Source organism: Ruegeria sp. AD6 (genome assembly GCF_056542325.1).
This window is the reverse complement of sequence record NZ_JBQFZQ010000001.1, coordinates 475,975-490,218: the sequence shown is the minus strand read 5'-3', so window position 1 is coordinate 490,218 and position 14,244 is coordinate 475,975. Positions and strand designations below refer to the sequence as shown.

Genomic DNA, 14,244 nt, shown 5'->3' with positions numbered 1-14,244 from the left:
CGGCGAAAGATGATTGTAAAGACGCTCAAAGATATCCTTGGCACAGATCGGGACGTTTCCGGCCCGGGGTGGAAAAGCCGGCGGCTATTGCTGGCATCTGACGGCATGGGATTTACGCTGACGGATACGATTATCAAGAAGGGTGCCGAGCTTGAGCTTGAATACACCCATCATCTGGAGGCGTGTTATTGCATCGAAGGCAGGGGCCAGATCAGGGCGTTCAACGACGAAACCTGGCATCCGCTTGAACCATTTACCCTATATGCCCTGGATCAGCATGACCGGCACATCGTGCGCGCCACAGATGGTGATCTGCGACTGGTCTGCGTCTTTACCCCGCCCCTCAGCGGGCGAGAAGTGCACCGCGAAGACGGCAGTTATGCGTTAGATGAATCCTGACAGCAATGTTTCGGGCAGGTCCGCGATTTATGCAAATTGCAACATCGGCTGAGATGGGGTCAAAGCAGCCACAACACAGGTCACTTTAACTGGCTATCCTTGGACCCCCGCCGATTGATCCCGCCGCGCGACTTGAAACTGCTGTCCCGCTCCTGCTGGCACTCCAGACACAGCTTCACACCCGGCAGCGCGGCGCGACGTTTCTCGGGGATCGGTTCCTCGCACTCCGCGCAATGGGTCAGGCTTTCGCCCTCGGGTCGCTTTTGCGCCTGCATCCGGGCCAGTTCGTCAGAAATCGACGCCTCGATCTGTTCGCTTACCGCACCGTCGCGTGCCCAGCCGCCTGCCATGGGTCCTCTCCTGTTCCGAAGGGTGACAGGATAACCGAGCCAGCGCCTATGGCAAGTTACAGGGCAACCGCCCCGTCAAACACCTGATCGATCATCTGTTGCGTCCCGCGCGAGAATTCCAGCGGACACGGGTAATCGACACCCTCGCGCACGGATCGACAAAACGCCTCGATCTGTAACTTGTAGTGATCGTCGCCCGGAAAGCGCGTGACCTGAACCTCAAGTCCCGGACGGTGCAGTTCAACCCGCGCCTCGCCAAAGACACGCGCGTTGAACGGGGCGGTCAGGCGGATCACGCCGCCTTCGCCGTGAAACACCATCTCCTGATGCGGGTGCATCCGGATCGAGACATAAGCCGAATAGGTGAAGTCGGGGAATTGCGCGCGAATCTCGGTAAAGGCATCAATCCCGTTTTCCCAACGGATCGCGGATTGAACGGTGACGGGCTCCTGCCCTGTCGCGAACCGCGTCGAGCCGATCACGTAAACGCCGATATCCCGCAGGCCACCCCCGCCCGTTTCCGCCTTGTTGCGGATGTTTCCGGTATCCGCGCGGTTGTCAAAGCTGAACGCGCCGGTCACATGCGCCAGTTTGCCGATCGCCCCGTCGGCGATCAGCTTGCGCACCAACTGCCACTGCGGGTGGTGGACGATCATATAAGCCTCAGCCGCCAGCAAACCGGTCTGGTCGCGCTTGCCAATCAAAGCGTCGAACTCATCAGCGCGCATGGTCATGGGCTTTTCACACAGCACATGCTTGCCCGCATCCAGCGCCTTCAGGCTCCATTCAACATGCAGGTGGTTTGGCAGAGGGATATAAACCGCATCGATCTGCGGGTCTGCCAGTATCGCCTCGTAACTGTCATAGATGTTCAGATCCGGACAGAACGCCTGAAACGGAGTGGCCTTCGCAGGATCCGAGGTCGCCAGCCCGTAAAGCTGCGCACCGTCCGCCGCGTGGATCGCCGGGGCCAGATACTGACGCGCAAATTTCGAGGCCCCAAGAACGCCCCATCGAACCGGTTTCTGCATTTCCCCCTCCGCCGTTAGCGCAACCAAAGTTGGGTTCTACTTAACGGCAGAAGGTTGCGCTGTCATGCAGGTTTCGCCGGGATCAGCCAAAAGAAAACCGGCCCAACAGGGTTGAGCCGGTCATCCTGTTCACAAGCAGCCCGTTCAGACAGTGCCGAGCATACCCTTCTCGCGCGCCAAATCGCGCATCTTCTTCTGCAGCTTTTCAAAGGCGCGCACCTCGATCTGGCGGATGCGTTCGCGGCTGACATTGTACTGTGTGCTCAGCTCTTCCAATGTAACGGGCTGATCCATCAACCGGCGTTGAGTCAGAATGTCCTTCTCGCGATCATTCAGAACTTCCAAAGCGGCTGCCAGCAACTCGCGCCGCGCGTCCAGTTCATCGCGCGCCTCATAATCACCGGCCTGATCTGCGTCTTCATCCTCAAGCCAGTCCTGCCATTGCATGGTACCTTCGCCTTCGGACCCGACGGTCGCGTTCAGCGAGGCATCACCACCCGACATGCGGCGGTTCATGCTGATGACTTCTTCTTCGGTCACGCCCAGATCATTGGCAATCTGCGCGACGTTCTCGGGTCGCAGGTCGCCCTCTTCCAGCGCACCAATGCGGGCCTTGGCCTTGCGCAGGTTGAAGAACAGCTTTTTCTGCGCCGAAGTTGTGCCCAGCTTGACCAGCGACCAGGACCGCAGGATGTATTCCTGGATCGAGGCGCGGATCCACCACATTGCATAGGTGGCAAGGCGGAAGCCTTTTTCCGGGTCGAACCGTTTCACGGCTTGCATCAGGCCCACGTTCGCTTCGGAAATCACCTCGGCCTGTGGCAGGCCATAGCCGCGATAGCCCATGGCAATCTTTGCCGCCAGGCGCAGGTGCGATGTCACCATTTTATGCGCGGATTCAGTGTCCTGCTCTTCGACCCAACGCTTGGCCAGCATGTATTCTTCTTCCGGCTCAAGCAGAGGAAACTTGCGGATTTCCTGCATATAGCGGTTCAGGCCGCCCTCGGGCGTCGGTGCGGGGAGATTTGCGTAATTGGCCATGTATGATGTCCCTCCGACAAATGTTTAAGTCTTTAACATAGGAGATAGGTAAGGAACCCACCCCTTTCAAGAGGTACCGTTAACAGTTTGGAATTAAGCTTAGGTAAAGGAAAGATAAGAAAGCCTTACTCACGACAGTTTGCGGATTATGTCAGCGGTGTGCGCAGAGTGTCGATCAAATTCTGCATATCTTCTGGTAATTCGGCCTCAAACCGCAGGTTTTCGCCCGTTACAGGGTGTTCAAAGCCCAAAACAGCGGCATGAAGCGCCTGTCGCGGAAAGGCGCGCACGGCTTCGGCGGTCGTCGGGCTAAAGGCTTTGGCCGCCAGCTTGCGCTTGCCGCCATAGACCGGGTCTCCGACCAGCCCGTGCCCGGCATGGGCCATGTGAACCCTGATCTGATGTGTCCGACCGGTTTCCAGCCAGCATTCGATCAGCGCCAACCCTGCAGGAGCGCCAAACGTCTCGACAACCCGTGCCCGTGTCACGGCGTGCCGCCCGCCATGGAACAGCACAGCCTGTCTTTGCCGATCCGTCTTGTGCCGCGCCAACTGAGTCGTCAAACGCATGATGTTGCCGGGTTCGAAGCTGACCCCCTTCGCCCCACGCAGACGCGGATCATTGGCATCGGGCACCCCGTAGCAGATGGCGCGATAGTAACGCTCGACACTATGCGCCTCGAACTGAGCGGCCAGCCCGTGATGCGCCGCGTCTGATTTAGCGACGACCAGCAAGCCGCTGGTTTCTTTATCTATTCTATGAACAATGCCGGGGCGCTTGACGCCACCAACCCCGGAAAGATCCTTGCCGCAATGGTGCAACAGAGCGTTGACCAGCGTTCCATTGGGCGAGCCCGGCGCCGGATGCACCACCATTCCGGCCGGTTTGTTGATCACGATCAGGTCTGCGTCCTCATAGACAACCTGCAGCGGAATATCCTCGGGGCCGATATGGCTGTCTTCGGCTTCGGCGACGGTGATGGCCACCGCAGTACCTTCGGGTACTTTGTATTTCGGATCGAGAATCGTGGTCCCGTCAATGGACACCGCGCCCTCTTCGATCAAACGCGCCAAACGGGTGCGCGACAGGTTCTCATCGGCTGGCACATCCCGCGAAAGCGCCTTATCAAGACGAGGCGGCGGATCGGCCGCGATCTGAAACTCTATCTGGCGGGTGCCCATGACTGTTCCTTCCGACCCCCAAGACGAACCGCAAGAGACGCCGCAACTGCGATTGCTGCGGCGCATGGTCATGCTGCTGACCGCGGTGATGATTGGCGGGGTTCTAGTGACATTCGCACTGATTGTCATCCGCTTAACGGACCGCACCCCTACCCTGCCCGATCAGGTCGAATTGCCCGATGGAGCAAGCGCGCAGGCGGTCACGATTGGCAACAACTGGTACGCGGTGGTGACCGATGACAACCGCATTCTGATTTTTGACAAGACAACTGGCCGGTTGCGTCAGGACATCCCCGTCGAATAGCCCCGCGATTTTAGTTCGGGAACAAACGTGTCCCCGTCCACGCCTCCCCCAATTGCGCGTCCAACTCGGGCGTGCGCATCTGACGCTTGCCGCCAAAGGGGCAGAGCGTGATTTCACCAAGGTAAATCTTGTCGCCAATCGCATAGAGATCCACCCGCGCAAATTCGACCCGCTGACCAATCGCTTCGGCGATCTGAACCATGTCGTCAAACCGTTCGGGCCTTGGCTCGGTGTCTTCGCTGGTTTTGAAATACAACTCTTTGGGAATGAAGTTGAAATCCCGGTCGTGGATCATCTGCACATGCCCGCGCGAGCGGTCCCGGTCGACCTGAACAAGCTGCACCCGCCCGGCGACAACCCAGAATTTCCAGTCGATGATATCCTCGCCTTCGGCGGCAAGGTCTTCTTCGATGAAATATTGCGTGTCTATGGTCGAATACCACCATTCGGCCGCCCAATATCCGTGCGGGACCGGCTTCTTGCTCCAGTTGACAAGCTTTTCGTTGGCCAGATCATGTTCTTCGGCGGTCATGGGCCAGGTCATACGATGATTTTGACCCTGACCATTGTTGCACTTAAGCCAATAGCTACCCGGTTCCAGATCAATATCCGCTGGCAACTCTGGCGTTGGTGAATTCCAGTACCGTTTGACAGGGGTTAGAAGATGTCTGGCGGTGTCCGGCACATATCCTTCAGCAGTCAGCTTATCCGCGGCAGAGACAACCGGCATCTCGGCAAACAGCTTCATGACCAACAGTTTTTCCGTCACGGTCTTCGGGTTGGACAAGTCCGGCAAATAGCGCTGGTTGTTGGCAAAGCGCGATAAGGACATCGACAAGGCATGCATGCGGGACACGTCGCCTTGATAATGATCCCAGCCCCGTCGGTGTCCTTCGCGCGGTTCGCTGTTCACACCGTAGAGACCGCGTTCTCTGATCTTGTCCAGTTCAAGCTGAGCGACCTTAAGGTATTGTTCCGAATTGGAAACCTGCGCAACGGACATAACACCTTTGGTGGATGCACTGATCTCTTCCTTGCTGATGCGCAATTCAGGCAGGTCACCCGGAAACACGATCTTCTTCGGAGCGCCCTTGCCCTTTCTCGGCAACGGCGCATCCGCCGGGCGGATGCCCAATCCCCGCAATCGCCGATCCAAAAACGAATGACGGTTAATTCCTTTGGCGATCCACCACCGCATCCGACGGCCCCAAAGATGTACAGCAAGGGTTTCGTCCGTTAGATACTTCCGTCGGAACTCGCGCGCGGAAATATCGTTCGCCTGCCCCGTGTGCCGGAACGGAAGGGGATAGAACACCGAAACAGGGCTCGCGTGTTCAATCTCACCATGATGTCTCAGGAACCATGTCAGCACGCCTGGCCCATACACACTGTGCGCTTGTTCCGACGCATGAGGCAGCTCACCGGTGCGTTTCTGGCGTTCCAGCTCTTCCCTTTGCTCACCCTCGATCCACGGGCGGATCGGGAACGGATCAAGGCTGTATTCAGTGTAACCCCGCAATGCCGGACTGTCAGATGGCAACCGCATGATCGCGTTGCAGATCGTGGTATTGTTGAAATACCCAAAAATATGATCCGCTTTCGGGATCGGGGCCAGCGAGATTACATCCGTATCGCACCACAGAAAATCGGTTTTCTTCATCAGTTGCAGCCGGAAGATATCCGACTGCGGAACCGGAGTTTTGAACTGGTTGTTCATGATGAATTGCTGCGGCTCGTGAATTTCATTTGCCGACACCAGTTCGATACCTTCAGGTACGTTTTCGACCTCGCCATAGTGGAACAGCACTACTTTGTGCCCATTCGCCACAAAGGACAGCAGACACATCTGCTCGAGAAAACTCAGCGGTCCTTCCAGCCAGAGCATTCCAACCGTCGGGAGCTTGTTGTCGACAACCATTAATTCGATACTCCGGGGTCTTTAATCACATATCCGGTTGATTTTGATCAGACGGGCGCGGCAAAGGTTCGCTTCTGACGCGTTCGCGCACGCCACGATCCTGTTCAACAAAGCTGGCTGCGGGTCGCTCCACAAGCCGTTGATACAGTTCATTATAATCCAGAACCTTCATAAGGTCGGAAATAAGGTCTTTGTGCCAACGAAACGCCCTGCGATGCAACCGCTGCAGCACCTCGTCCGATTTGAACTGCTTTAGCATCTCCGCCGTTTCATCCTGATAGCGCAGAATGGTTTCATCGCGCGATCCACCTCGGTTCCAGCGATCCCAGTATTCGGTTCCAAGGGTCTGAGACGAATGGTTCGCCCGGCCGCGGCTGCGTTTTGCCAGATATGCTTGGGTCGAGCGCACGGCATAATGGTTGATCTGCGCGACCTCAAAGCCAAACGGCGGCGAGACATGGTTTCCGAAGGGCGCGGGTTCCCTTGCGTGCCCACCCGCCACAGAGCGGAACACGCTGGACTGGAACTCGGGCCTGGGATGCGGGTTGTGCAGACCGAAGCGGTTATAAAACTCCCCCTGCCGGAAGATCGACTTTACAAATCGCCGCCCGGCCCCGCCCTGTTCAAAATCCAGTTCGCCGTCAAGAAACTGCGCCGTAACCGGAGAATCCCGCAATACATGACGACCATTGTTCGAGAATATCTTCCACGGGATCGAGATAACATCCACATCCGGGGTCGCCTCGATCAGGTCGTCGACCTTGTGGTTCCCGACATGAATATTCAGAAACTCGTCAGCATCGCAGACATAGATCCACTTCGCCTCTTTCACCACTGGCAATCGACGCGCCTGCCGTAGAGCCGACCGGTGAATCCCTCCGACGCCGACCCGGTTGCGGCGAAACTCGACATGCCCAAGCTCCTGCAACCGTCGCAGGATACGGTTTGTCCCGTCCGAGCAATCGTTGGTGTAGACGATGATCCTGTCAAAGCCGAGCACTTTGTGATGGGCCACCCATTCAAGAATGTAAGGCCCCTCATTCTTCATGGCGGTGATGACGATTTTTTCAGGGTTTTGCATCTGATGCGCTCGGTCTCAAAACTGGGTCAGATCAGCCTTTGCTGTCATCCTGAGGCTCGATCTTCTCGATCGCGATCTGTGCGCCTGCGATGGCCCGGATACGCAAGTGGCGCGGATACTGGCCCAGGAATTCATTCACGGCACGGATCACCCCGTCCCCCCACCAGCCACGGCGGTGATAGTCATCAAACGCCATAATGCCGCCGATCTTCATCTTGGGGAACAGCGCGGCCAGATCTGCCGAGACACCCTCGTAGGAATGATCGCCGTCGACATAGGCGAACGAGATACTCTCTTCGTCAAACAGTTCCAGTGCGGGAACCGAGAAATCGCGAATGATGCCAACCTTGCCCTCTTCGATCTCGGCCTCGAACGCCTTCACAACCTTTTGGAAGATCGCTTCCATCTTCTCGTCTTCGGTCCGGCCGACAAACGCGGTGGTATGGGATTCTTCGCCAATGTGCTTCCACGGGTCGATCAGGAACAACTGACTTGGCTCGATCAGTTTCAGAATGGTCGGAGAAAACTCGCCCTGCCAGACGCCAATCTCAACCGCGACGCCACCCTTGGGCAGCCTTGAAAGAAAGGTCCGACGGATGGCCTCTTTCGAATTCTTGCGCTTGGTCGCCTTGTCCGCCTTCGGTTTCAGCGGGCTTCCGGGTGCTGCACCTATGACCTTGGGTTCGTTTGACATCTCGACCTCACTTGGCAGACGGGTTTCAGTCACACACAGAACCCGCTTTGTTCATTGAGCAATGGCTACCACGCCAACAAGACAAGAGCCAGAAGCTAAGTCTCTTCTGCGTTAAGTGGCGGTAACTTGTCGATCCCAAGCCACGGTGGCTGCAGACTGGTCACCCTGTAACGGGTCGCATTCTGCCCCAAAAAGCTGTTGATGGCCGCGTTCATCCCGGCATAGGACCCACCCCCACGGCGCCGATAGGTCGTGAAAGCGATGCTTCCACCGGGTGCGAGGACGCGGTCGATCCGGCGTAACAATTGGTTCGTGATACGTTCAGAGCGCACACCCCTAATGATCGCAACACCAACAGATTCATTTTTGAAGAATTTAAGCATCAGTTGTGGCATCGCACGGTAGATACGCAATCGCCCTGCTAGAATTGGTTCACGAAAAAACTCCAAAAATGCGTAGAACGCGCGGTCCATTGCCTGAAGGTCCGGGTTCTGCGTTGTGTCATCACAAGCGTAGCCGTCCCACGACAACCCCCAAGGTGCCAGGATCGTCAGCCTTGCAACCGACTGTAAGGCAAGAATCTCTTCAACGATTTCAGTTTCAACCTGCCCAATGAGAACCCAATTTTTCTTCCCACTAATTGACTGCAAGAAATCTCGCCGCTGCTCTGCCGTTCTTGCGATTTCGGGCGAAGCAATAGGCAGATGGCAGGAATCCTTGGGATCAAAGGGCACAGAAACCTGTGTTGGTTCGGTGATGATCGCGTGCTGCGCGGCAGCCTCTTCATACTGTAGCGGCGTCTCCAGAGCATCCAGTCGCACAAACCACGGATAATTCTTTGGTTTCGAGTTCTGCGCTTTCGCCATTTGCCCAATGCGGTTCCACTTGGCGACCTGAGCAAATGTAACGTTTGGATCCTTGTACATCGTAGGATCAAAGGAAATATTGGCCTCTTCAATAACCCCCAGATCCAGCGCTTTCACATTCTGCCCGCCTTTGAAGTTCTTGTATTTTTTTATAAAACTGCTTGCAGCTTCGGTTTCCCGAATGACCGAGATCCGATCCTTGTGGAATGCCACCGCTTGCTGGTGCAATTCATCCAGAACAGTGTCCGACCGCAGCCGATCAAAGGTTTCACGAAGACGCGCAACCTTTGACAGGATCGAGGTTTCTTCAACCTCGTTATAGCAGTGCAAATGCCAATACGCCTGCCCGGTCGCCTCCATCTTCGGATGAAAGGCCGTGGTATTCACATCGCCGCGTACGCGCTTCATCAGGTAGCTTTCAATGGACCGCACCGCATAGTGGTTCATGCGGAACAAGTTGCCCCCGAACCCTGCACCGGTGGTGGAAAAGGCCCAGCCCCTGCGCCGCATCGCGGGTGGCAAAGGATCCCCGTCCCCGTCAATCCAGGCAAAGCGCTCTGCCTTGCCACGAACAGGTCCACGAGGACGGTGCGTATTGAGCGCATAATACGATCCGTTGTTTCGGATCAGAGATTTGAACGCACGCAGGTTTTGCGGCAGCACCGCTCCCAACTCGCCTGCTTTGGTGAACTGTTCGGTTATGAAGCGATCTTCAAAATCCACGATCCCGTTGTGACCAAACAACTGCCAAAGCGCCGCGAACCCGTCGGCATGCGGCTGTGCCTGAAACAGATCGTCCAACGTTCCGTCGCCGATGCGGATGTCAAAAAACTCATCCACATCGCACACCATGATCCACTCGGCTTCCTTGTACCAGGGATGCTGCATCGCATTTGAATAGGCCGACGCCTGCGGCCCAAAATCCCACGGACCCGGATTGTCGATATGGGCCAGAAACCCAAGCTCTTCACACCGTTTCAGGATGGCATCCGTCCCGTCTGAACAGTCATTGGAATTGACAATGAAATGCGTGAACCCGATTGAAAGATAGTAGGCTATCCACTCCAGGATGAACGGCCCCTCGTCTTTCATCGTGGATACGACAAGTCTCATCAACTATCACCCGTGACCTTCATTCCGAACCGTAGGAGTTCCTGCAATATCAGGCCTTGCCGGGCGCTTGCAGACAAACTTGAACGCCTAGCTTTGTTACGGTTCCGCACCGGGCTTTGCAAGCGAGCAGACGTGATCGCACGGACACGATGCCCCGACAATTGTCCCTTTTCCAAATAAGCGCCTTGCCACTTGACCGGCGCGTCATGCACCACGAACAACGTGATCGTACACAGCAACTGATCAGTCCATTGCCTTGCGCAACCGATATGCGACCACACAGACCTTACTGGTTGAGGTCGGCAGGCGGATTGTTGATACAGGTAAATGCGACGATGACTTTGCGCTGCGCTTTAAGGGCCTGAATAGGGATTGAGTTAATGCCGACGATTTTTTCCAACGCGCCGCTGGGGAACAATCCGTATCAGAGCATGATTTACAGCAGTTTCTCAGGCTACGATGTCCGGGTTTTGCGGCTCAGGGCGTTTTATGCTGGTGAACTGCCCCCTATGCAAAAGGGTGACATATACTGGATACATTGGGAGACAGTTGAGTTCGGCAGCAGGAATGACATCCCGGCTCAAGATCGTTTTGCAAAGATCGAAGCAGGTTTGGCGGCGTTGAGAGAAAAAGGCGTAAAGATCGTTTGGACCGTTCACAACTTCCACCCGCACAATTCTGCGAGGGACATGGACACCATCCACGAAGGGCGCGCCCTGCTGGTTCGGCAAGCAGACAAAATTCACTTGCATACGCCTTATGCAGTTGAGCTGATGACCGAAACTTACGGAATACCCTGGGAAAAAATCCTACTGGTCGCGCATCCAAGCTATCTGGGGGTCTACGAGCCGGCCGAAGACACTTTGGCGCGGCGTGGCGCTCTCGCACCATCCCAGCACCGCAGGTTTGTTCATATCGGAAAAGTGCAGGAAAATCGCGGCGGGCAGTTTATGTGGCAAGCGCTGAAATCGCTCTATATCCGGGATCAAGCGTGGGAGCTGGACATTGCAGGGGCCGTTATCGCGGGCGAGCGCAAGGGACAGCAACCGATCCGGGAAATGCCCAATGTCAGGTTTCACGACAGGTATCTGCCAGACCAAGACCTGCGCGATGTTATTGCAGGTAGCCATGCCTGCGTCGCGCCATTCAGCCGAATTCTGACGTCGGGTTCGGTGAATCTGGCGCTGACCTATGGCCTACCCATTGTCGGGCCGAACGTCAGACCGCTTAGAGACCACCTTCCGGACGCCGCGCACGAGTTCCTATACGCAGACGGAAATCCGCGCGGCATGATGTTCCAAATGCGTAAACTGATCGATTTTGATCCCGAAGACCTGCTGAAAATCCGTGCGGTCTGTATGGATCATGCGGTATCAATTCGGCCGGAATTGCAAAGCCGGGCGTTACGGGACGCGATGATCGAAGATGAGGCTTCCGCTTCTCAGGCCACTTCCAAACCCATGGGGCTGCTGAATGCCAAAGATTGATGCTTTTTCGTTTCGTAGATTGTTGCGGTCTGTCGGCCTGAAAGTTGTCGAATTTGAAAGTGGCGACTTTATCGGCCCCCGACCCGTCATGCGCAGGCTCAACAGCGCGGGTCTGTCCGTGATCAGCGGGGGTGTGACTGCGAAGAACCTTGGCAGTTTCGGCTTTGATGTGGACACGATCCTTGATGTCGGCGTGGACGCCGGAACCCCTTTCCTGTACGAGGCTTTCCCCGACAAGAAGTTCGTCCTGTTCGATCCGATTGAAGAAACAGCCCAACGGGTTGCACCATGGCGCGAGCGTATCGATTATGACCTCAACATCGTGGCGCTGGACGCAGATGAAGGCCAGGCCGAACTGATCATCCCCACCACGGATCGCAAACGGCGATCTTTGGCGAGTGTCGCGGGTTTCTCTGAGGAATATGAAAATCGCATCGTGAAGATGGAAAAGCGCATCGTGGACAAACGGCGCCTTGATTCCTACACCTCCGACATTCTTGGCCGATTTGGTCTGAAGATCGATACGGAAGGCAATGAACTCGCCGTTATCCGAGGGGCCGAAGAAACCTTGAAGCGGACCGATTTCGTCATTGCAGAGGTCTCGGTAAAACGGCGTTTCAAGGACGGGTACCGGTTCAGCGATTTTGTGGCAGAGATGGGCAAACACGGCTTTGAATTGATAGAGGCTCTGCGCCCCGTCGACAGGGACGCGCCCGATTGTGATTTGCTGTTCGTTCGGTGGGACTCAAAGTGGTTCGATTTGGAGTAGCCGTTGGTTCACAAAGCAGCTTTGGTAAACCAGTTGACGAGCTGAAGGAACCAACGCAGCGCGGCACCACACCGAAAGTCCAATGCTTCGGATTAACGCCCTAAACTGCATGTTTTCTTGAAAATTTGGTGCGGTCGAGAAGACTCGAACTTCCACGGGAGTTACCCCACAGCGACCTCAACGCTGCGCGTCTACCAATTCCGCCACGACCGCACTGCCAGTGACTTGGTAGAGGGGCGTATAGACGCTGATGCTGGCGATGTGAAGAGGCAAAAATGTCTTGGTTTAAATTCGCTCAGGCCAAGCTTATCTATCGCAAGGAAGCCAAAGAATTCGATCTGACAGGAAACTGATATGACCAGCACTGACCCGCGCCCGATTGTTCAGGTTGATATTGTTTCGGATGTTGTGTGCCCCTGGTGTATCATTGGCTTTCGACAGCTCGATCTGGCCTTGCAGCAGCTGGGCATTCTGGCGCGTCTCAGGTGGCATCCGTTTGAACTGAACCCCAATATGCCGCCCGAGGGCCAGAATCTGCGCGAGCATATTGCCGAGAAATACGGGTCCACGCCCGAGCAAAGCCAGCAAGCCCGCGACAGGTTGACCTCATTGGGTGCGGAACTTGGGTTTTCGTTCAATTTCAATGATGAAAGCCGGATTGTTAACACGTTTTCTGCGCATCAGTTGTTAGATTGGGCCGAGGGTCAGGGGCGCCAGCATCCGCTGAAGCTGGCGCTGTTCGATGCCTGTTTCACGCAGCAACGGGATGTCTCGGACATTGACGTCCTGATGGATGCGGTAGGGACCGTTGGTCTGGACCCTCAGGCCGCGCGCATTGCGCTGGAATCGGGCGCGCATGGTGCGCCTGTGCGCGAGAAACAGCAATTCTGGACCAGCCGTGGTATCTCGGGCGTGCCGTCGATGGTGTTTGGCGGCAAGTACCTGTTGACCGGCGCGCAGGGCACAGACACCTACGCGCAGGTTCTGCAGCGCTGTCTGGCCGAGGCGGCATAGGCCCTTCCCCCTGCCCCGCATGCGCGATATGAGGCCAGCATGGAATGGAAAATCACCGATGGTTTGACCCGGTACGAGGACGCCGTTGCCTTTATGGAGGCGCGCGTGGCCGCCATCGCCGCGGGCGAGGCGGATGAATGTGTCTGGCTGTTGGAGCACCCGCCGCTGTATACGGCCGGGACCTCTGCCAGGATCGAGGATCTGACGGATCCGGACCGGTTCCCTGTCTACGAAAGCAAACGTGGCGGGGAATACACTTATCATGGACCCGGACAGCGCGTGGCTTACGTGATGCTGGACCTCAACACGCGCGGCCGCGATGTGCGGCGGTTCGTGAAACAGCTGGAGACCTGGGTGATTTCCGCGCTGGCGGAATTCAACGTTCAGGGCGAGATTCGCGACGGGCGCGTTGGTGTCTGGGTCAGGCGCGATGACAAGCCGCTGACCGTGACCGGCAAACCCGCCGAGGACAAGATTGCGGCAATCGGCCTGCGCCTGCGCAAGTGGGTCAGCTTTCATGGCATCTCGGTCAATGTGGAACCGGATCTTGAGCATTTCTCGGGGATCGTTCCCTGTGGCATCACCGAATATGGCGTGACCTCGCTGGTCGATCTTGGTCTGCCGGTGACGATGGGTGATATGGATGCCGCACTGCAGAAGACATTTGCCGAAGTGTTCGAGAACGCAGAGGTCTAGCGCCCCAAAGGCACCCGGTCGGCGAATCGAAAAGTGACGTAAAGGGAAACAACAATGCCCTCGCAACTGCTGTTCTGTTTCCCAAGACAGGGGCAATTTCAGCAGAATTAGGCGGAATTATCGTTTTCTTTAACTAAAATTCAGTTCTTCTGGATACATGGGACTCGTTAAAGAGTAACATATAACGACCAGTCTAGAGTGAGTGGTATGTTAACCGGTGCTCCGGGGCTTGCCCCCGAGAAATCCGATAAGTGTTTGGTTACGAGTCTGCCGTTCCGACCCCAAATCGGAACGGCAATT

At 56.3% G+C, this 14,244-nt stretch carries 14 protein-coding genes and 1 tRNA gene; 6 read left to right on the top strand and 9 right to left on the bottom strand.

What is annotated here, in order from left to right:
• Window positions 1-9 precede the first annotated feature (9 nt).
• Window positions 10-399 (top strand): ectoine synthase, encoded by a 390-nt coding sequence (locus tag ACR0KJ_RS02320; protein WP_170451388.1) that lies wholly within the window; start codon window positions 10-12, stop codon window positions 397-399.
• Window positions 400-479: 80 nt separating this feature from the next.
• Here the strand turns inward: ACR0KJ_RS02320 and ACR0KJ_RS02315 are convergent, their stop codons facing one another.
• From ACR0KJ_RS02315 to ACR0KJ_RS02300, 4 genes are all read right to left on the bottom strand, one after another.
• Window positions 480-749: a DksA/TraR family C4-type zinc finger protein gene (locus tag ACR0KJ_RS02315; RefSeq protein ID WP_170451390.1), complete on the bottom strand. Its 270-nt coding sequence runs from the start codon at window positions 747-749 to the stop codon at window positions 480-482.
• A gap of 56 nt (window positions 750-805) precedes the next feature.
• Entirely contained in the window at window positions 806-1,780 is a 975-nt protein-coding gene (locus tag ACR0KJ_RS02310) for a Gfo/Idh/MocA family protein (protein WP_480625890.1), read from the bottom strand.
• Between the two features lie 144 nt (window positions 1,781-1,924).
• Window positions 1,925-2,821: an RNA polymerase sigma factor RpoH gene (gene rpoH, locus ACR0KJ_RS02305; protein ID WP_170451393.1), complete on the bottom strand. Its 897-nt coding sequence runs from the start codon at window positions 2,819-2,821 to the stop codon at window positions 1,925-1,927.
• A gap of 146 nt (window positions 2,822-2,967) precedes the next feature.
• Window positions 2,968-4,002 carry an RluA family pseudouridine synthase gene (locus ACR0KJ_RS02300; RefSeq protein WP_480625889.1) on the bottom strand — a complete coding sequence of 345 codons (1,035 nt, stop codon included), beginning with the start codon at window positions 4,000-4,002 and terminating at the stop codon, window positions 2,968-2,970.
• On the opposite strand from ACR0KJ_RS02300, the gene ACR0KJ_RS02295 reads away from it, so the two are divergent.
• On the top strand, window positions 4,001-4,306 hold the full coding sequence (locus ACR0KJ_RS02295) for a DUF6476 family protein (protein ID WP_480625888.1): 306 nt from the start codon (window positions 4,001-4,003) through the stop codon (window positions 4,304-4,306). The genes ACR0KJ_RS02300 and ACR0KJ_RS02295 overlap by 2 nt on opposite strands.
• 10 nt (window positions 4,307-4,316) lie before the next feature.
• On the opposite strand, the gene ACR0KJ_RS02290 is transcribed toward ACR0KJ_RS02295, so the two are convergent.
• The 4 genes from ACR0KJ_RS02290 to ACR0KJ_RS02275 form a co-directional block, all read right to left on the bottom strand.
• On the bottom strand, window positions 4,317-6,224 hold the full coding sequence (locus tag ACR0KJ_RS02290) for an ATP-grasp fold amidoligase family protein (RefSeq protein WP_480625887.1): 1,908 nt from the start codon (window positions 6,222-6,224) through the stop codon (window positions 4,317-4,319).
• Between the two features lie 25 nt (window positions 6,225-6,249).
• Entirely contained in the window at window positions 6,250-7,305 is a 1,056-nt protein-coding gene (locus ACR0KJ_RS02285) for a glycosyltransferase family 2 protein (protein WP_480625886.1), read from the bottom strand.
• A gap of 31 nt (window positions 7,306-7,336) precedes the next feature.
• Window positions 7,337-7,999: a class I SAM-dependent methyltransferase gene (locus tag ACR0KJ_RS02280; protein WP_170519727.1), complete on the bottom strand. Its 663-nt coding sequence runs from the start codon at window positions 7,997-7,999 to the stop codon at window positions 7,337-7,339.
• A 95-nt stretch (window positions 8,000-8,094) separates the two neighbouring features.
• Window positions 8,095-9,957 (bottom strand): glycosyltransferase family 2 protein, encoded by a 1,863-nt coding sequence (locus tag ACR0KJ_RS02275; protein WP_480626267.1) that lies wholly within the window; start codon window positions 9,955-9,957, stop codon window positions 8,095-8,097.
• Window positions 9,958-10,358: 401 nt separating this feature from the next.
• On the opposite strand from ACR0KJ_RS02275, the gene ACR0KJ_RS02270 reads away from it, so the two are divergent.
• On the top strand, window positions 10,359-11,465 hold the full coding sequence (locus ACR0KJ_RS02270) for a glycosyltransferase family 4 protein (protein ID WP_480625885.1): 1,107 nt from the start codon (window positions 10,359-10,361) through the stop codon (window positions 11,463-11,465).
• Window positions 11,452-12,234 (top strand): FkbM family methyltransferase, encoded by a 783-nt coding sequence (locus ACR0KJ_RS02265; protein ID WP_170451405.1) that lies wholly within the window; start codon window positions 11,452-11,454, stop codon window positions 12,232-12,234. The genes ACR0KJ_RS02270 and ACR0KJ_RS02265 overlap by 14 nt, the downstream gene beginning before the upstream one ends.
• 126 nt (window positions 12,235-12,360) lie before the next feature.
• On the opposite strand, the gene ACR0KJ_RS02260 is transcribed toward ACR0KJ_RS02265, so the two are convergent.
• Window positions 12,361-12,447 (bottom strand) — tRNA-Leu (locus tag ACR0KJ_RS02260).
• Between the two features lie 141 nt (window positions 12,448-12,588).
• Between ACR0KJ_RS02260 and ACR0KJ_RS02255 the strand changes: the two genes are divergently transcribed.
• Both ACR0KJ_RS02255 and lipB read left to right on the top strand, forming a co-directional pair.
• On the top strand, window positions 12,589-13,248 hold the full coding sequence (locus tag ACR0KJ_RS02255; RefSeq protein ID WP_480625884.1) for a DsbA family oxidoreductase: 660 nt from the start codon (window positions 12,589-12,591) through the stop codon (window positions 13,246-13,248).
• Window positions 13,249-13,287: 39 nt separating this feature from the next.
• Window positions 13,288-13,944 (top strand): lipoyl(octanoyl) transferase LipB, encoded by a 657-nt coding sequence (gene lipB / locus ACR0KJ_RS02250; RefSeq protein WP_170451408.1) that lies wholly within the window; start codon window positions 13,288-13,290, stop codon window positions 13,942-13,944.
• Window positions 13,945-14,244 lie beyond the last annotated feature (300 nt).